The 17684-nt window shown below is 35.4% G+C and carries 19 protein-coding genes; 1 reads left to right on the top strand and 18 read right to left on the bottom strand.

All coding sequences use genetic code 11. The annotated features are described in order from the left end of the window. Positions 1-337 precede the first annotated feature (337 nt). The 18 genes from OA86_RS13965 to atpD form a co-directional block, all read right to left on the bottom strand. Complete coding sequence (locus OA86_RS13965) at positions 338-652, bottom strand: phosphoribosylpyrophosphate synthetase (RefSeq protein ID WP_198410767.1); 315 nt, start codon at positions 650-652, stop codon at positions 338-340. 71 nt (positions 653-723) lie between these two features. Continuing rightward, positions 724-2394 (bottom strand): molybdopterin-dependent oxidoreductase, encoded by a 1671-nt coding sequence (locus OA86_RS13960; RefSeq protein WP_039354491.1) that lies wholly within the window; start codon positions 2392-2394, stop codon positions 724-726. Positions 2395-2486: 92 nt separating this feature from the next. Continuing rightward, entirely contained in the window at positions 2487-3617 is a 1131-nt protein-coding gene (locus OA86_RS13955) for a zinc-dependent alcohol dehydrogenase family protein (RefSeq protein ID WP_246008047.1), read from the bottom strand. Positions 3618-3671: 54 nt separating this feature from the next. After that, positions 3672-3887 (bottom strand): SHOCT domain-containing protein, encoded by a 216-nt coding sequence (locus OA86_RS13950; protein WP_311316323.1) that lies wholly within the window; start codon positions 3885-3887, stop codon positions 3672-3674. A 118-nt stretch (positions 3888-4005) separates the two neighbouring features. Further along, positions 4006-5025: a class I fructose-bisphosphate aldolase gene (locus OA86_RS13945; RefSeq protein ID WP_039354489.1), complete on the bottom strand. Its 1020-nt coding sequence runs from the start codon at positions 5023-5025 to the stop codon at positions 4006-4008. A gap of 39 nt (positions 5026-5064) precedes the next feature. Next, on the bottom strand, positions 5065-5445 hold the full coding sequence (locus OA86_RS13940; protein WP_039354487.1) for a hypothetical protein: 381 nt from the start codon (positions 5443-5445) through the stop codon (positions 5065-5067). A gap of 30 nt (positions 5446-5475) precedes the next feature. Then, positions 5476-7875: a phosphoketolase family protein gene (locus OA86_RS13935; protein ID WP_039354485.1), complete on the bottom strand. Its 2400-nt coding sequence runs from the start codon at positions 7873-7875 to the stop codon at positions 5476-5478. 15 nt (positions 7876-7890) lie between these two features. Beyond that, positions 7891-9057, bottom strand: coding sequence for an acetate/propionate family kinase (locus tag OA86_RS13930; protein WP_039354483.1), 1167 nt, complete (start codon positions 9055-9057; stop codon positions 7891-7893). A 52-nt stretch (positions 9058-9109) separates the two neighbouring features. Then, a complete protein-coding gene (locus OA86_RS15725; RefSeq protein WP_156127380.1) occupies positions 9110-9271 on the bottom strand; it encodes a hypothetical protein in 162 nt (53 codons plus the stop codon). Positions 9272-9703: 432 nt separating this feature from the next. Then, positions 9704-10594 (bottom strand): F0F1 ATP synthase subunit gamma, encoded by an 891-nt coding sequence (locus OA86_RS13925; RefSeq protein WP_039354481.1) that lies wholly within the window; start codon positions 10592-10594, stop codon positions 9704-9706. Then, the gene (locus OA86_RS13920) at positions 10594-12141 is read right to left on the bottom strand and encodes an alternate F1F0 ATPase, F1 subunit alpha (protein ID WP_039354572.1); all 1548 of its coding nucleotides are present in this window, start codon (positions 12139-12141) and stop codon (positions 10594-10596) included. The genes OA86_RS13925 and OA86_RS13920 overlap by 1 nt, the downstream gene beginning before the upstream one ends. Next, a complete protein-coding gene (locus OA86_RS13915; RefSeq protein WP_039354479.1) occupies positions 12128-12922 on the bottom strand; it encodes a F0F1 ATP synthase subunit B family protein in 795 nt (264 codons plus the stop codon). Before OA86_RS13915 ends, OA86_RS13920 begins: the two co-directional genes overlap by 14 nt. Positions 12923-12926: 4 nt before the next feature. Next, entirely contained in the window at positions 12927-13196 is a 270-nt protein-coding gene (locus tag OA86_RS13910; RefSeq protein ID WP_039354477.1) for a F0F1 ATP synthase subunit C, read from the bottom strand. Positions 13197-13208: 12 nt separating this feature from the next. After that, positions 13209-13910 carry a F0F1 ATP synthase subunit A gene (locus tag OA86_RS13905; protein ID WP_039354475.1) on the bottom strand — a complete coding sequence of 234 codons (702 nt, stop codon included), beginning with the start codon at positions 13908-13910 and terminating at the stop codon, positions 13209-13211. After that, complete coding sequence (locus tag OA86_RS13900; RefSeq protein ID WP_198410766.1) at positions 13894-14217, bottom strand: ATP synthase subunit I; 324 nt, start codon at positions 14215-14217, stop codon at positions 13894-13896. The genes OA86_RS13905 and OA86_RS13900 overlap by 17 nt, the downstream gene beginning before the upstream one ends. Then, the gene (locus tag OA86_RS13895; protein WP_039354567.1) at positions 14207-14524 is read right to left on the bottom strand and encodes an AtpZ/AtpI family protein; all 318 of its coding nucleotides are present in this window, start codon (positions 14522-14524) and stop codon (positions 14207-14209) included. Before OA86_RS13895 ends, OA86_RS13900 begins: the two co-directional genes overlap by 11 nt. 4 nt (positions 14525-14528) lie before the next feature. Further along, positions 14529-14918: a F0F1 ATP synthase subunit epsilon gene (locus OA86_RS13890; protein WP_039354473.1), complete on the bottom strand. Its 390-nt coding sequence runs from the start codon at positions 14916-14918 to the stop codon at positions 14529-14531. A 13-nt stretch (positions 14919-14931) separates the two neighbouring features. Then, the gene (gene atpD / locus OA86_RS13885; protein WP_311316322.1) at positions 14932-16413 is read right to left on the bottom strand and encodes a F0F1 ATP synthase subunit beta; all 1482 of its coding nucleotides are present in this window, start codon (positions 16411-16413) and stop codon (positions 14932-14934) included. A 361-nt stretch (positions 16414-16774) separates the two neighbouring features. Between atpD and OA86_RS13880 the strand changes: the two genes are divergently transcribed. After that, positions 16775-17335: a helix-turn-helix domain-containing protein gene (locus tag OA86_RS13880; RefSeq protein WP_198410765.1), complete on the top strand. Its 561-nt coding sequence runs from the start codon at positions 16775-16777 to the stop codon at positions 17333-17335. The last annotated feature ends 349 nt before the right edge of the window (positions 17336-17684 follow it).

The raw sequence follows: 17684 nt of genomic DNA, 5'->3' as shown, positions 1-17684 counted from the left end.
TTAATTACTAAAACGATTATCAATGCTTTAGAATTTTTAGGAAGATTTTCTGGGAAGATAAAGCGATTAATGTAATGAGTAACTCTGAAATTCCACCCACAAAAAAAACTGTAAATGGCAGTTTAAAAGCATGCACTATACCACCCAATGCACATTCGTTTAAAGCCCACAAAGCGGTCAAATGCTCAATAGTAATCTTATCGTTTATTCCATTTGATTTCAGAAATTTTTTCTCATTAAGCATTTGATGAAGTTTATTGAGTTTTGCTTAATTCTTTAATTATTTATAGAAATTTACGAGATTATTAAATATCATCTTATACAAATAACAATTTTGCTACACTTTTTTTTCGTCCAAAGCCTTCATCATTTCACTGCTCATGCCTTCACTGGAAATTCCGTAACCACCGATTAATACTCCTTTTAAATTATGTTTTTCAGATGAAATGGCGAATACAATTGCCTCATCGCCCGGATCTGAAATACCTTCAAAACGGTAATGCTTATCTACAATAAATTCCCCCGGAAATATTTTTTTTTGATCGTGCAAACATTCCAGATGATCTTGTTTCAAATTAAATTCAACGGTGTAACCTCTATTCTTCAGTAAATTGGTCACTTCCGAAAGCGTGGTCATTATACTCTTTGCCATAATCGAATGTTTTTATTATTAGTTATTTTTTTCTAAAATTTTCTCTAATGAATACTCATCAATAATAGCAGCTAACTGTCTGCCATTAAATCAAAATATTCGTCATCTTCATTTTTTCCGCCAAAGCCTTTTCCTAAATCTTTTGCTGAGGTTACAAATTCAATTCGCTCGATCCATTTTACCATTTTATAACCCAACTGATTTTCAACACGCAATCTCAGTGGTGCTCCATGTTCCAGCGATAGAGGTTCATAATTCATTTCCCAGGCGAGTATAGAATCAGGTTTCATGCAATTGTCAATGGTGTGCGTGTCGTAATAAATTCCACCATATAAACCTTCACCAAAAGAGCAAAAAGCAACCGTAGTTACAGAAGCATCTGGCTTTACGAGTTCAATGATTTTACTCAAAGGTAATCCGCCCCATTCTGCGATTCCCGACCAACCCTGAATACAGTGATGCATGGTAATATTCTGTTCTTTACCCATTTCTTTTAGTTCTTCGACTGATAACTCGACAGGATTTTCTACCAAACCACCGATCTTCAGTTTATAATCTGCGAAGTTATTATCGACCATTTCTTTCCATTTGGGAGAATCGGGTAATTTACCATTCAACCAAAAGTAGGAAGTTATATCTTTTTTTTTATAGTCGGCTTGAGCTTTAAAACGATTTATGGTGTATTTCCAAATTTTACCATTCGTAGATGCTTGCAATTTTTGAAGAGAGCGTTGTTTATTCCAGGAAAGCCAGTGCGCCAAAAAAGCAAAAGCAATCGTAAATAAAATAATGGCAATTCCTAAAAAAAGTCCAGTTTTACTTTCAGTATCATTACTTCCCATCACAATATGATTCATGTTTCTCACCAAACCAGTCGCTGCTACCAAACTTACATGGATGATGATAAAAGCAACAAAAGCAAACATTACTAAAAAATGAATAGAACGGGCACTTTGTCGGTTTCCAAACAACCTCGGATACCAATGAAAACGATTGTCTATTGCAGGCGACATTGCTAATCCAGTGAGCATTGCAAGTGGTGCCAAAATAAAAATCACACCGAAGTAAGCGAGTTGCTGAACGGCATTATAATGATAAAATCCATCAGGTTCTACCGGAAAATTAAAGGTGGCGTAATGCACAAAAACATTCCACGCGTCTGGAATTATTTGCCAAGACTGAGGCACTAAACGTTGCCATTGATTGGTATAAAACAAAAGGAAAACAAAAAAACAACCATTTAAAACAAAAAAAGGAACGGTAAGAAAATGCCAAACTCGGGCGATTCCCACGGTATGTTTGTAACCCGGCAAACCGATAATCGGACTTAAATAACGTGCATCTTCTTTGGCGGTCCAAAATTTATTTTTAGGTATTTTCAATGGAGTAAATCTGATCCATTGTTCTTCGGGTTTGCTATTATTATTCCAGTACAAACGCGGATGATCGAATAATATAGAAAGTCCGCTCCTGATAATTAGCATTAAAAAAAAGAAGTTAATCCAATGCGCCAAACTGATCCATATTGGAAAACCTGAAGGTTCATCTGATTTTACCCATAAAAATGACTTTGAAGGATCGATGGGTAAACCGAATACCAAATATTGAATCCATGCCGCACCAACTGTACCAACAAGAAGAATAAGCAGTATAATTTTCATGTACGGCTTTAAACCTAAGTAAGCGCGCCGATCTTCAGGATAATGAACTGCTTTTTCGGCCTGTGTGAAATTGGGTATCATCTTTTATTTAACCTGACTTTTCTTTTTAAAGATAATATTAATTATCATGGTTTTAACTTAAATCGTTTGTAAACAAGATTTTTTCTCCTTCTTTATGGTTCTATAATGACCTTTAATGCTTTTTCTTTTGCAGCATTGCCAAACACTTTATATGCAATTAATATATCATCTAATTGAAAATGATGGGTGATTAATTTTTTTGGATTGAGTTTACCGGATGTAACGGTTTTTAGCAACATGGAGGTTGTATTTGTATTGACCAAACCCATCGTGATCGTAATATTTTGTATCCATAGATCCTGAATCTGCAAATTAACAGGTTTTCCATGCACGCCAATATTAGCGAGATTTCCGCCGGGTCTAACAATCTTTTGACAAATATCAAAAGTCGCAGGAATACCAACTGCTTCTATGGCTACATCTACTCCATCTTTTGTTTCAGCCATGATTCTTTTTATGGCATCTTCACTACCCGAATTAATGGTATGTGTAGCGCCAAATTTTTTAGACATTTTTAGACGATTATCATCAACATCGATCATATAAATTTTTGCAGGGGAATAAAATTGAGCAGTAAGCAAAGCAGCCATCCCAATTGGTCCGGCTCCAACAATTGCAATGGTGTCGCCTGGTTTAACATTTCCGGCGATTACACCGATTTCAAATCCTGTTGGTAAAATATCGCTGAGCATTACCAAGGCTTCTTCATCAACATTTGGTGGAATTAAATAAAGACTGTTATTGGCATGAGGAATTCGAACGTACTCAGCCTGTGTACCATTGATCAAATGACCTAAAATCCAGCCGCCATCTTCGCAATGGGAATACAATTGCTTTTTGCAATATTCGCAGGTGCCATCTGAAGTAATGCAGGAAATAATTACGTGGTCACCTTTCTTAAAATTAGTAACGGAAGTTCCCACTTCTTCTACAATACCAATACCTTCGTGACCCAAAGTAGTACCCGATTTTACCGTGGGCGTTTTGCCATGCAAAATACCCAGATCTGTCCCACAAATCGTAGTCTTGATAATTTTGACTAAAGCATCTGTTTGCTTTTCTATGACAGGTTTTGGAACCTGTTTTAATTCTATTTTCCCTGGTCCATTATAAACCAGTGCTTTCATCATTCCAGAAGTAATACTCGTTCTTTTATTTTCTTTTTTACCTTTTGGTTTTTTGCCTGAAACTTTCGTTTTCTTTTCAATTTTAGATGCCATCATGTATTTTTAATTTTAGAGAAATTAAATTGTAACTAATCAAAATTTTTATTAAAGTTATTCCAATAATTTTTTATGCTCCAAATACTGTTCTTTGGTAATTTCTCCCGAAGCAAAACGTCTTTTTAAAATGTCAAGAGGTGAATCTTTTCTTCCTCTATTTCCGGGAATATACCAAGGAGTAAAGAAAATCCAGATTATAAATACCATCCAAACTATCCACCATAGTAAGTGCATTCCTCCAAAATTATAACCGTCATACATGTGCATCATTTTTTTATTTTTTTAAGAAGTTAATATTTTATTTAATAATTTATCCGATTGGATTATTTAAGGTTTTAATAAACAAAAATGTTTTAATTGAAACTTTGGTCGTTGATTGAAACAATGACTATTCTTCAGTCATTGAATTATATTTTCCCAAACGAGCAGTCGAAGCCATTTTTGCATATTTACATAGCAACTTTTGCGCTTCTTCCATGTTTGATTGTTCTCCTTTCCAAGCATCCAATGCGGGTTGTTGTATGGCTCTCGCAAAAGAAAAGGCAACGATCCAGGGAAGACGATCTTTAAAATTTTTATTGATGGCATTCAGATGTTCGGCAGCAACTTTCGGCGATTGTCCACCAGATAAAAATGCAATCGCAGGAACAGATGCAGGAACAGATGCGCGCAAACAATTAACAGTTGCTTCGGCGACTTCATCAATACTGTTTTGAATAGGACAATCTTTTCCGGCAATTACCATATTTGGTTTTAATATAATTCCTTCCAAATCGATCTTAAATTGATACAGTTCATAAAAAAGTGCTTTCAAAACCCGCTCTGTTACCTCATAACATTGTTGTAGCGTGTGATTTCCATCCATCAAAACCTCAGGTTCTACAATAGGAACAATATCTGCTTCCTGACACAAAGCTGCATATCTTGCCAAGGCATGAACATTTGCTTCAATACAAGCATTCGTTGGAATCCCATCACCAATCGTAATTACAGCGCGCCATTTTGCGAAACAAGCGCCCATTGTTTTATACTCTGTCAAACGTTCGCGCAAACCATCTAATCCTTCCGTTACTTTTTCATTCGGAAAACCAGCTAAAGATTTGGCACCCATATCTACTTTTATCCCGGAAATTATGCCGGCTTTGATTAAAACCTTTGCCATCGGTTCACCATCATCGGTTTTTTGCCGGATCGTTTCATCAAATAAAATCGCTCCGCCAATGCTTTCATTTAAACCAGGTGTAGTGACAATCAGTTCCCGATACTTACGGTACATTTCGGTGGTTTGTGGGATTCCAGCTGCTTCAAAACGTTTTATACAGGTTGGAGTACTTTCATCCATCGCAAGAATACCTTTTCCGTTGGCAAAGATTTGTTGAATGGTATCTTTTAATATTTGTGTATTCATGTCCTTTATATTTTAATAAATGGTGTTCGAAAATTTAAATCATTCTTTGGAAAAATAATCTTTCACAAAAGCGTGCTCTTGATTCTCCGTCATTTTATCTGACTTTTTTATTTCAAATTTTATTTTTGAAAAGAGATGATTCTTCTTTAAAATATTCAATAGTTCAGTTTTGGCATCGGTTGGACCAAAAAGGAGTATCTCATCATAATTTCTGATGACCTCACCTATTTCTTTATAATATTCAGAATCGTCGTGTTTCTCTTTATTGTGCATGATTCTTTCACTCCTTTCCAAAGATTCTTCTCTTTCTGCATCAGTAAATTTTGAAGTCACAATTTTTGTTACCATAGGTTCTGTATATTCTATCAAATGGGCATTTGCATGATCCATCCAAATACCTAATTTTTTTGCAGTTTCCATTGTAGTTGAATTTATATATGATTTAAAATTTTATTTTTTTGTATCCTCCACGTTCCATTTCCAATTAAGGATTTCTGGTAAATCTTTGCCATGTTCGGCAACATAATGTTTGTGTTCAATCAATTTATCTTTTAATTGCTGTTTCAGATAATCTCCTTTGCTACCTAAGTTTGGCAACCGATCAATCACATCAATCACCAAGTGAAAACGATCGATATCATTTTGAACTCTTAAATCAAAAGGAGTTGTTATGGTTCCTTCTTCTTTATAACCTCTTACATGTAAATTCTGATTGGTTCGTCGATAAGTAAGACGATGAACAAGCCATGGATAGCCATGAAAATTGAATATAATATGTTTATCTTTAGTAAAAATGGAATCATAATCATGATCATTTAATCCATGTGGATGTTCGGAACTCGATTGTAATTTCATAAGATCAACCACATTTACTACCCTAATTTTAAGTTCAGGAAGATGCTCTCTTAATATGGAAACTGCTGCCAATAATTCTAATGTTGGAGTATCACCACAACAAGCCATTACGACATCCGGTTCACTTCCCTGATCGTTACTTGCCCACTGCCAAATTCCTATTCCTTCAGTACAATGAATTACGGCTTCATCTATTGTAAGCCATTGCGGAAGTGGATGTTTACCTGCAACAACTACATTTACATAATGTCGACTACGAAGACAATGATCAAAAACAGATAGTAAGCAATTAGCATCTGGTGGTAGATAAACCCTAACAATATCTGCTTTTTTACTAATGACATGACCTAAAAACCCAGGATCTTGGTGTGTAAAACCATTATGATCCTGCTGCCAAACATGTGAAGCCAGCAAATAATTTAATGAAGAAATTTTTGTGCGCCAAGGTAATTCCAGTGTTACTTTCAACCATTTAGCATGCTGACTAAACATGGAATCGACAATACGAATGAACGCTTCATAACTGTTGAACAATCCATGTCTTCCCGTTAACAAATATCCTTCTAGAAAACCTTCACATTGGTGCTCACTCAACATAGAATCAACTACTTCTCCGGAAGGTGCAAGAAATTCATCATACTTTTCTGTTTTTGCATCCCACTGACGATTGGTTGTTTCAAAAATAGCTCCTAATAGATTCGACATGGTTTCATCTGGACCGAATACCCGAAAATTATGCTGATCACGGTTAAGAGTAATAACGTCTCTGAGAAACTTCGCAAGTACCATTGTATCTTGTCCCATCACTGCTCCTGGTGAAGGAATATGAACTGCGTGTTTGTGGAAATCTGGCAAATGAAGGTCTTTCAAAAGATTCCCTCCATTCGTATGCGGATTTGAACCCATTCTACGATTTCCTTTTGGTGCCAGTTCTAATAATTCTGCATTCAATTTTCCATTTTCATCAAATAATTCTTCTGGTTTATAGCTTTTCATCCAGTTTTCTAAAAGTTGAACATGATCCGGATGTTCTGCGTCAATTATAATCGGAACTTGATGAGCACGAAAAGTTCCTTCAATTTGAAGTCCATCTACTACTTTAGGTCCTGTCCAACCCTTGGGTGATTTAAGAACAATCATGGGCCAACGTGGACGAGTATTATCATTCATTTCTCTTGCATGTTTCTGAATATTTTGAATTTCCTCTATCACTTTTTCTAATGTAGAAGCCATTAATTCGTGCATGGTTTCAGGATCATCGCCTTCTACAAAATATGGCTTCCAACCATTTCCTTTAAAAAAATATTCCAGTTCATCATCTTCAATTCGTGCTAAAATAGTTGGGTTGCTAATTTTGTAACCATTTAAATGAAGGATCGGCAAAACCGCACCATCTGTGATAGGATTCAGTAATTTATTTGATTGCCAGGAAGTTGCTAAAGGGCCGGTCTCAGCTTCTCCATCACCAACAACGCAAGCCACGATCAAGTCAGGGTTATCGAAAGCCGCACCAAAAGCGTGACTTAATGAATATCCCAATTCACCACCTTCATGAATAGAACCAGGAGTTGTAGGTGCAACGTGACTTGATATTCCTCCAGGAAAAGAGAACTGTTTAAATAATTTTTTCAAGCCGGCTTCATCTTGGGAAACGTTTGGGTAAACTTCACTCCAAGTTCCTTCCAAATAAACATTGCCAACAATTGCAGGACCGCCATGACCGGGACCGGCAACGTAAAACATATCGAGATCATATTTTTTTATAACGCGGTTGAGATGTACATAAATAAAATTCTGTCCCGGAGTTGTCCCCCAATGTCCGAGTAACATAGGTTTTACATGTTCCAGTTTCAACGGCTCTCTTAAAAGTGGATTGTCGTACAAATAAATTTGTCCGACCGATAAATAATTGGCAGCTCGCCAATAGGCATTTATTCTTTGTAATAATTCAGGCGATAAGGTTTTGGTTACTGTATCTATAATTTTTGTTTCCATTATATTATTCTTTATCTAATTTAATAAATTATTAACCAGTTTTGCAATCATCAACTCCTCATTAGTATGAATCACATATACTGTTACTTTACTTTTATCTGTAGAAATGATTGTTCTGTTATTCATGTTGCTTATTTCATCTAATTCGATTCCCAAGAATTCAAGACCGTCACATATTTTACATCTCACTTCGGGGGAATATTCTCCGATACCGCCTGAAAATACCAATATATCAAGACCTTCAAGTGCTGCTGAAAATGCACCTATCCATTTTTTTGTTTGGTAGCAAAATATATCGATTGCTTCAGAAGCTCGGTTATCATTGTCTTCAATATTCATGAGTTCCCGCATATCACCGCTTGTTTCGGATATTCCCAAAAGACCTGATTCCTGATTGATGAGATGATTAAATTCTTTTGGATTAAGATTTTCATGTTGCATTAAATACCAAGCAACTCCTGGATCCAAATCGCCAGTTCTTGTGCTCATCGGCAATCCAGATGTAGGTGTAAAACCCATACTGGTATCAATACTTTCTCCATCTTTTACCGCAGCTAAACTTGCTCCACTACCGAGATGCGCCAAAATTATTTTGCTTTTTGCAGTTTCTTCATCGGTTAAACGTTTAAGTTCTTGCATCAAATAACTATACGAAAGTCCGTGAAAACCATATCGCTGAATTCCTTTTTCAAAATACCGGCGCGGAATAGATAATAGCTTTGCAACAACTGGCATTGAGGTGTGAAAAGAAGTATCAAAACATGCAATTTGTTTAATAGCGGGAAAGCGTTTTTTAAATACTTCGATCAGTTTAATTTCTTCGGGTAAATGTTCTGGGTCAAACGCACTGATTTTTTTTAATTCTTTTAAAAGTTCATCTGTGACCAATTCTGGTTCTGTATGTTGCATTCCGTGAACAATTCGATGGCCGATCGCTGAAATTGAAGTAAAATACTGCTCTTTCTCTAACCAATCCAACAAATAATTTGCAGCTTGTTCATGATTTTTAGTTTCAATCTGCAAACTGTTTTTTTGTTGGTCATCAGTAGTAGTAAAATTGAGTTGAGACTTAGCAGTTCCGATATTTTCTATCGCGCCAGAAAGCACTTGTTTAAGAGATTCGTTAATTTCATACAAAGAAAATTTGATGCTGGACGAACCGCCGTTAATAGTTAATATCATTGTATACTATTTATTTTAATGGTGTATAAAATCGTTAATACAACACTATTTTTTATTTCATCATATCAATATCCTTATTTTCGCTTAAGGGTTTAGAATAATCATTATCAACCTCCGTTTCATATTTCTTTTCATCTTTTTGGTTTCGAATAATAAGAAACACAACTAATGCAATTGCGAAAATGCCAAATATTAGTAAAATTAACCAGTTCATTGATTTTGAATTTTAATTGAATTAATTATCTGTGGAGGAAAATGTTTTATTTAAAGCAAAATTTTTCTTATTTATGACTTCAAATTGAAAGAAGTCTATATAATATTAATAAATATTTGCATCATTTTAAATGTCAAGAACCCTTCGAAACCCTAGTTGAATAACACTTTATTTCCGAAATTGACTTATTAAAAATCTAAATAAAAATGATTAATCCTGATACAATAAAGATAGGTTTCAAATTATAAGAAGACTTATACAATGGGATTTATAACTTACATTATTCCCACTTACAAAATCTTACAACAAAAAGGTAAGAGACCAAAAGGATTTAATTTAAAAAATGACAATCAATTTTCCTGATAAAAGTATTAGAATAATTCTAACATCCAAAAAATTTATTACAAAGAAAAATCGTCTTCTGATAATTTATTACGAATCTTTGCTCAATGCTTCAAAGCCGGAAACTACATCAAACAATTCTTCATCGATAGAACTTTGGCGCAGTTGGTGGTATTTCTTATTGAGATCATCTAATAAATCTGCTATATTTTTTTCCGCTCGCTGCATCGCATCCAAACGACTCGCATTTTCACTAGCCAAAGATTCAACGCAAGCTTTAAAAAGAGACGTAAAAAGATAGCCGTTGATCAAAGCGACCAATGTATCCTGAGTATTTCCAGCGATTTGCGGATGCAGTTTAGTAGGCCAATGAACTTCCTGCAAGGTATTTTTCCACGTCGAATCTAGGGGTAAAAACCGTTGCATAACAGAAATATAACCTGAAGTGGGTTTTGGTTGATTGTGGAAAATATAAAAAGTAGAAATTTCTTTTTTCTGCTGACTTTCTCTACTTTGTTTTAAAATTTCAGTGACCAAAGGAGTTACTGCGGTAAGGTCATTCGGCACCGGAAATAATTTTGAAGTTTGAAAACCTTCATCAGATAAAAGCAACTGAACCCTTTCACCAACTACCCACAATACCTTTTTCCCTGGCATTTTCTGTAGGGACGTAACGACGAAACTTGCCATATCATCATTAAATTGAGCGACAAGTCCTTGATCGGAGCCAAATACAATAGCGCAAATTGTTTCCTCAGATTTTGTTTTGTACTCATTTGGATCCTTAATATCTTTAATATCTTCTGCCTCAAAATAGGCGACGATACCTAATGCGATCGTGTGATAATAATCTGCAAGGGAATTTACGGCCATTTCATACTGAACAATATTCGAACCTGCCATTGCTTTCATAGCACTTACAACCGATTTTAAATCTTTTGCGCCTTGCGTTTTATTACGTAAATTCTCTAAAGTGTCCATTAAGTTTTATTTTGATCCTTCTCAGGTTTGTCTTGAAATGGTACAAGTAAATCTGCAGCGATTTTTAAAATAGTCTTTATTTCATCATCCTTAAGCTTCTTATTTGAAGTAATGCTGTTCTTTATTTCATCGGGAATAGTTGAAATATTTGTAAGAAGGATATTTTCAGCATCTTTAATTTTTTCAATCGTAATAGTATCAAAAAGTCCTTCCTTTAAAGAAAGAAGAATAAAAATCTGTTCAGAAGCAGTTAGCTGTTGAAGTTCTTCCTGTTTTAAACATTCGCGGATGCGTTTTCCATGTTCGATAGTTTTGCGGGTATTTTCATCCAGCCGAGTTCCAAAGCGGGCAAAACTTTCCAGCTCTTCAAATTGAGCATACTCCAATTTCAACTTAGAAATAGTTTGATACGCAGCCAACTGGGCTTTATCACCAACACGCGAAACAGATTTGCCAACATCTACTGCAGGTAAAACGCCTAACTCAAAAAGTTTTGGCGAGAGATAAATTTGTCCGTCTGTAATTGAAATTAAATTAGTAGGAATATAAGCTGAAATATTTTGCTCTTCGGTCTCAATAATAGGCAAAGCTGTGATAGAACCTCCTTTTAATTCGTCACTTAAATGGGTTGCTCTTTCTAAAAGTCGGGAGTGAATATAAAAAATATCCCCGGGAAATGCTTCCCGACCAGGTGGTCGTCGCAACAATAAAGACAATTCGCGGTAAGCACGCGCATGTTGAATGAGATCATCAAAAACAATGAGTACATCTTTGCCTTCTTCCATAAAATATTCTGCAATGCTCATCGCAGCATAAGGTGCAATATATTCGACACCAGGCGAATCATTCCCTTCAGCGACCACGACAATCGTATATTTCATGGCGCCTTTTGCTTCAAGATTGGCGATCACTTTCGCCACTGCAGAAGTTCGTTGTCCGATCGCGCAATAAATGCAGACCACATTTTTATCAAACTGATTCAGAATGGCATCGATGGCAATTGCCGTTTTACCCGTTTGGCGATCTCCCACTATTAATTCCCTCTGACCTCGACCAATAGGAATCAATGCATCAATCACTTTTATTCCGGTTTGTAATGGAACTGAAACCTCACTGCGATCCATAATTGCTGGCGCAGAACGTTCGATGGGCAAACGTTTGTCAGATTGAATTCGACCTTTACCATCGAGAGGTTGACCTAAAGGGTCAATTACTCTTCCAATAAATGCATTCCCAACTGGAATATCCATTACTCTGCCGGTTCGCTGCACCTCATCACCCGCTTTAAACAGGGAATCTTTGCCCAAAAGAATAACACCGACTTCATCTTCATCTAAATTATAAGCAATTCCAAAAAGTCCATTTTGAAATTGCAGCAATTCTTCAAAACCCACGTTTGGAAGCCCGGAAACTTTAGCAATACCTGTCGCAACACTAGTTACTAAACCAATTTCACGAATTTTCATCGAAAAACTGAAGTTTTCAATTGCCTGATCTATCTGGCTTAAAGACTTCGTAAGGGTAGACTTATTTTCAAGTTTCGTCATGGTCTTTTTCCTTTTGAGGGATTTCCTTTTGCTTAGTTTCTGAAGAAATATTTTTTTGTAATTCATTAAGATATTCTGAAAAACTCCACTCTATTTTGTATCCGTCGGTTGAAAGTTCGATTCCGCTTATTAATTCGGGCGCTGTCTTAAATTTTAGGTTTGTTTTTGTGTTTAATAATTCATTGACGGCGTCGGTTATATCACTTTGCAGTTTTTCCGGGAGATCAAACGCGCTCCTCACCAAAATTGCATTTGCATTCACTTTAAAAGCATCGATAAACTTTTTCTTTTCCTCTTTTGTGGCAGCGTTCAGATGCTTTATAAAAGCATCAACAGATTGGGCTTCCAAACTAACGGAAGCGAGTTCTGTAAGTGCTTTACGGGTTATAGAAAAGATCTGCTTCTGAGTATTTTGTGCAATATCCTTTTTATCTTGGTCTTGCTTTTCTTTAAATTCTTTTTCCATAGAAGTACCCAAAGCGTTCGCATCTGCTTTTGCGGCAGTTATCAATTTTTCCTTTTCTACATTGGCATCTGCAACCGCTTTATCTATCAACTCTTTCTTATTGGTATCAAAATCATCGTTTTTCTTTTTGAAATCATCTTGTTCTTTCTGGGCATCAGTCTTTTTAGCCGCAGCATCCTTCAATTCAGCACTAATTTTTTTCTCCCTTTCGTTCACGGCATAAAGTATGGGTTTATACAGAAACTTCTTGAGCAACCATACTAAGATCAGGAAATTAATAACCTGTGCGATGACTGTGAACCAATCGATTTTCATCCTATTATTTAGCTATAATGTGAGTCCAGAAAGGATTTGCGAAAATGAGTATCATCGACACTACAAAGCAGTAGATCGCAGTAGATTCAATCATAGCTAAACCTACAAAAAGAGTTCTTGTTATCGTAGGTGCCGCATCGGGTTGTTGCGCAATTGAACTTAGTGCAGAAGCAACTGCTTTTCCTTCACCTAAAGCGGGCATCATGCAACCAATACTTGTAGTAATTCCAGCTGTAATAATTGATGCCATCGCAATTAAAGTTATACTATCCATTATTTTAAATTTTTATTTAGTGATTTTTATTTTAGTTTTAGTGTTTTCATTTGCGTTTCGAACTGCAGCAGCAATATAAACGGTTGCTAAAATGCTGAAAATATACGCTTGGACAGTACCAGTAAGTAAACCCAAAGCCTTCATTAATACCGGAAAAATAAAAGGCGAAATGGTCAGCAAAATGGCTATAATCATTCCGCCACTCATGATGTTTCCAAATAACCTTACCGCTAAAGCCAACGTGCGTGAGACTTCACCTATAATATTGAAGGGAAGCATAATCCAAGTTGGCTGTAAAAAGGATTTGAGATAGCCGAAAATTCCATGTTTGCTAATTCCATAAAACGGAACTGCTAAAAATACACATAAAGCCAAAGCAGTTGTAGTAGAAAGTGAGGCTGTTGGCGGCGTATAACCTGGAAAAATGATACAGATATTGGAAAAGCCAATAAATAAAAATAAAGTACCAATAAATCCGATGTATTCTTCAGGTTTATTTAAGCCCACTTCCTTTATTTGCTCATTAATGCCGGTTACTATCATTTCTAAAAAACATTGCCAACGGGAAATATGAATATCAGTTTTTAATTTTCTGGTCAATAATACGGCGGAAATAATGAGCAAAAGCATAATTCCCCAAGTGGTGACAAGCGTAAGATTGATGGTAATAAAACCATTTTGCCAGAAAATTGTTTGGTCAGGACTGAGTTCCATTTATTTTTATTTTATCTAGATTCACATTTTTTGCGTCTATTTTCTTAGTAATGAAAAGAACGAGAAATCTTGCTGTGATAAAACCTAAAAGACACAATAAAAGGCGTTGCCAATTTCCAACGCCGACAAAATAAAAACCAAGCATAGTTATAGCGATGCGCACGAAAAGACTGCTCGAAATTAGCAGTGCAGGTAATTTTGCGTTTATTGATTTCTTTACAGTAAACCAAAGTCCGCCGAAGAATATGACTCCCAATATAATTCCTTCTAAAAAAACCAATATCATTGTTAATATGTCATTCATCATCTTTATTTTTATGAATTTCTTTATCCTCATTCTGCACCCAATATCCTGCTATAATCACGCCTAAAACGAGACCTACAAGCAGTAAAGACAAGGTCCAGGAAAAAGTTTGTGGATAAGATTTATCTAACCAAACACCTATCGCCGCTCCAGCCAAAGTCGGAACTGCAACTGACCAACCGACCATTCCCATCATCCCTAAGCCAAACCAGACGCCGTTTTTATCGCGTATTGCTTTTAACTTGAGTTGTTCTTTTTTAGAGATCTCTTCGCTAAAAAAATTTTCTTTTTTATCAGAACTTGTCGACATCACTTTATTGATTACGAAATTTATCAAAACTGAAAATAAAACCGCCTTCCAACTTTGCGATGACGGAGTTTAAGCCAATTTCAGTTTCATTTTGACTTCTAAATTCGTTTTTAACAAGTTCGCCAAGTTTACCCAAATCTGTTCCGCCAAAAGCATTTCGCACTGAAACTAAAACATCTGCACCTGCTTTTACCATAACACCTTCATCTACTGCCACATAAATTTCTTTTTCGTCTTTAATTTTATACGTTAAAATACCGGGAACTAAAGCAGCAACATAATCTAATCTTTGTGGTAACAATCCATAAGAACCTTCGCTAGTTTCCATTATTACACTACTAACATCTTGGATGTCTGCAAATATTTTGTAAGGAAGAAGTATTTTAAGGTTCATTGCTACTATTTTTCTATACGTTTACTACTGGTTTTTTAACAGCAACTTTATTTTCAGATTTTTCTGCTGTTTCTTTATCTGTTTTAGGCTTTTCCTCTTGGTTTTCGTCTTTTTTTTCTACCTTCTGGATTTCATCAATGGAACCAATCATATAAAAAGCACTTTCGGGATAATCTTTAAATTCATCAGCCAAAATACGTTCACAACCATCTAAAGCATCTTCCAGACTTACTTGCTTTCCTTTAATGCCACTAAATTGTTCAGTAGCAAAAAAAGGTTGGGTTAGAAAACGCTCCAATTTTCTGGCACGATTCACTACATTTCGATCCTTCACCGATAATTGCTCCAATCCCAACATAGAAATGATATCTTTTAATTCTTCATATTGTGCTAATGTTTGCCTTATTTGCTGTGCTAAATTATAATGCTTATCACCAATAATTTCCGCACTGGTCATTTTTGAATTAGATTGCAAAAAATCAATTGACGGATATAAACCTTCGCTTGCTTTTTTCCTTGAAAGCGCAATAGAAGCCGACAGATGCGAGAAAGTATGCACCGCAGCAGGATCTGTTAAATCATCTGCAGGAACATAAACTGCCTGAATGGAAGTAATTGCTCCTGAATTCGTATAAGCAATCCGTTCTTCCAATTCTGATAATTCTGTACCCATTGTTGGTTGATAACCCAGTCGAGAAGGCATTTGTCCCATTAAGCCCGAAACTTCCATTCCGGCTTGTATAAATCTGAAAATATTATCAATTAATAACAAAACATCACGGTGTTCCTCGTCACGAAAATATTCTGCCATCGTCAATGCAGCATGTCCAACACGAAATCTTGCTCCAGGTGGTTCATTCATTTGTCCGAATAACATGACCATATCTTTAAGCAGATCTGCATCTTTCATTGTGTTGTAGAGTTCATTTCCTTCGCGGCAACGTTCGCCAATTCCACAAAACATACTTACACCTTTGTCATGTCCTACCATATTATGAATGATTTCGGTAAGCAAGACCGTTTTACCAACTCCCGCACCGCCAAATAATCCCGCTTTTCCGCCCCGTTCCAAAGGAATCAAAACATCTATGGCTTTAATACCCGTAATAAACACTTCAGATTTTATTGACCGTTCTGACAGCGGTGGTGGCAATTGATGGATGGATTTCCAGATGACATCTTTTGGTGGTTCCAGATGATCAATAGGATTTCCGAAGACATCAAACATACGTCCCATAATATTTTTGCCTACCGGAACTGAAAGTTGTTTTCCTGTAGATAACACAGCCATACCTCGCGCTAAACCTTGGGTGGGATTCAGTGAAACGCCACGTAAATGATGCTCATCAAGTTGGGTATAAACCTCAATTTTTATTTCATTATCCTTCCCTGTGAGCAATAAAGTATTTATCGCAGGTAAATCGTTTTGAAAAAAGATATCTACGACACTACCACGTATCCTGGTCACTTTCCCGATGTTGAGATTTTTTTCCACAATAAAAGGAATATTTGATTTTTAATTTAGGGTCTGATTGGTGAGAATTATTTTAGAAGTTTTCTAATATTAATGTAAAGTTGATTCATAATAGTTCCACAACCATTGTACTATACAGAGTTAAGTTTACATATATCACACTTAAATGATAAAAATTAAATTTTAATAATCACATGAGGGAATAATTTTTTCAAGATGTACTCTTATTTTAAAAAGGTTTGATTCTTGAATTAAAATGGATATTTCCAAAGACTGTTAGATTTTAATTATTTTATATTATCTTTATATATACTTATATGAATGGCATTTTAATACTAATTTTGTTTTGTAGGCTTTAAGAATAACTAATTTTAAGAATCCAATGTTCATATATATAAAATTCATGGTGAGTTTGCGATGTAAAATGATAGTGAAGCAGGAGTTGCAAAACATCGGTTTACATTACGTAAATGTGGATCTTGGGACGATAGAAATCTTAGAAAATATAGGTGATCATCAAAGAGAGCAACTAAGCAAAAACCTAAAAACATTTGGATTAGAACTTCTTGATGACAAACGAAAAATTCTTATCGAAAAAATAAAGGCCGTAATCATTGAAATGATTCATTATACCGATGAATTACCCAAAGTAAATTATTCCGATTACATCAGCGAGAAATTGGGTTACGACTATACTTATCTGGCAAATACATTTTCTGAAGTTAAAGGAATTACCATTCAGCAATATATTATTATCAACAAAATTGAACGCGTAAAAGAACTCTTGCTATATGATGAGTTAAACCTTACGGAAATTTCATACCAATTACACTATAGCAGCGTTGCACATTTATCGAATCAGTTTAAAAAAATTACAGGACTTACTCCTTCTTTTTTTAAAAAACTTAAAAAGAAACGGTTTGAAAATATTGAAGATTTATAATTGACCTTCTAAAAATAAAGATTTTCTTAATCAAGTCTTATTTCTAACATTGACTTTTTTTGTGGTTTCAGTTACAATCAATGTGGGAATACTGCAACTCTTCCTATTCGATATAGCGCATATTTTTTAAATCTCTGCACCTTTCAGTAGAAAATTTATCGCGCGATTCAGACATCATCTTATTCTACCCTCATTTCTCTAGACCACAATTAGCTGTTTCTTAATTGTTTTTTATGCTGCTGATTTATACTTTTCCAGTGGTTTTTTAAGCTGTATTCCTTGATGACTTCTGTTGTGATATCTCAATAACCATTTTTGTATTCCCAGATAAAGCTCTAATCCATCTTTC

Source organism: Kaistella jeonii, from assembly GCF_000812865.1.
In the GTDB taxonomy this organism is placed as follows: domain Bacteria; phylum Bacteroidota; class Bacteroidia; order Flavobacteriales; family Weeksellaceae; genus Kaistella; species Kaistella jeonii.
Note: the sequence above shows the minus strand (reverse complement) of the source record. Positions and strands in the feature narration are given on the sequence as shown.

Excerpts from the sequence above, each read along its gene's own strand:
- OA86_RS13965 (WP_198410767.1), bottom strand. The coding sequence starts at position 652 with ATGGCAAAGAGTATAATGACCACGCTTTCGGAAGTGACCAATTTACTG.
- OA86_RS13960 (WP_039354491.1), bottom strand. The coding sequence starts at position 2,394 with ATGATACCCAATTTCACACAGGCCGAAAAAGCAGTTCATTATCCTGAA.
- OA86_RS13955 (WP_246008047.1), bottom strand. The coding sequence starts at position 3,617 with ATGATGGCATCTAAAATTGAAAAGAAAACGAAAGTTTCAGGCAAAAAA.
- OA86_RS13950 (WP_311316323.1), bottom strand. The coding sequence starts at position 3,887 with ATGATGCACATGTATGACGGTTATAATTTTGGAGGAATGCACTTACTA.
- OA86_RS13945 (WP_039354489.1), bottom strand. The coding sequence starts at position 5,025 with ATGAATACACAAATATTAAAAGATACCATTCAACAAATCTTTGCCAAC.
- OA86_RS13940 (WP_039354487.1), bottom strand. The coding sequence starts at position 5,445 with ATGGAAACTGCAAAAAAATTAGGTATTTGGATGGATCATGCAAATGCC.
- OA86_RS13935 (WP_039354485.1), bottom strand. The coding sequence starts at position 7,875 with ATGGAAACAAAAATTATAGATACAGTAACCAAAACCTTATCGCCTGAA.
- OA86_RS13930 (WP_039354483.1), bottom strand. The coding sequence starts at position 9,057 with ATGATATTAACTATTAACGGCGGTTCGTCCAGCATCAAATTTTCTTTG.
- OA86_RS15725 (WP_156127380.1), bottom strand. The coding sequence starts at position 9,271 with ATGAACTGGTTAATTTTACTAATATTTGGCATTTTCGCAATTGCATTA.
- OA86_RS13925 (WP_039354481.1), bottom strand. The coding sequence starts at position 10,594 with ATGGACACTTTAGAGAATTTACGTAATAAAACGCAAGGCGCAAAAGAT.
- OA86_RS13920 (WP_039354572.1), bottom strand. The coding sequence starts at position 12,141 with ATGACGAAACTTGAAAATAAGTCTACCCTTACGAAGTCTTTAAGCCAG.
- OA86_RS13915 (WP_039354479.1), bottom strand. The coding sequence starts at position 12,922 with ATGAAAATCGATTGGTTCACAGTCATCGCACAGGTTATTAATTTCCTG.
- OA86_RS13910 (WP_039354477.1), bottom strand. The coding sequence starts at position 13,196 with ATGGATAGTATAACTTTAATTGCGATGGCATCAATTATTACAGCTGGA.
- OA86_RS13905 (WP_039354475.1), bottom strand. The coding sequence starts at position 13,910 with ATGGAACTCAGTCCTGACCAAACAATTTTCTGGCAAAATGGTTTTATT.
- OA86_RS13900 (WP_198410766.1), bottom strand. The coding sequence starts at position 14,217 with ATGATGAATGACATATTAACAATGATATTGGTTTTTTTAGAAGGAATT.
- OA86_RS13895 (WP_039354567.1), bottom strand. The coding sequence starts at position 14,524 with ATGTCGACAAGTTCTGATAAAAAAGAAAATTTTTTTAGCGAAGAGATC.
- OA86_RS13890 (WP_039354473.1), bottom strand. The coding sequence starts at position 14,918 with ATGAACCTTAAAATACTTCTTCCTTACAAAATATTTGCAGACATCCAA.
- OA86_RS13880 (WP_198410765.1), top strand. The coding sequence starts at position 16,775 with ATGTTCATATATATAAAATTCATGGTGAGTTTGCGATGTAAAATGATA.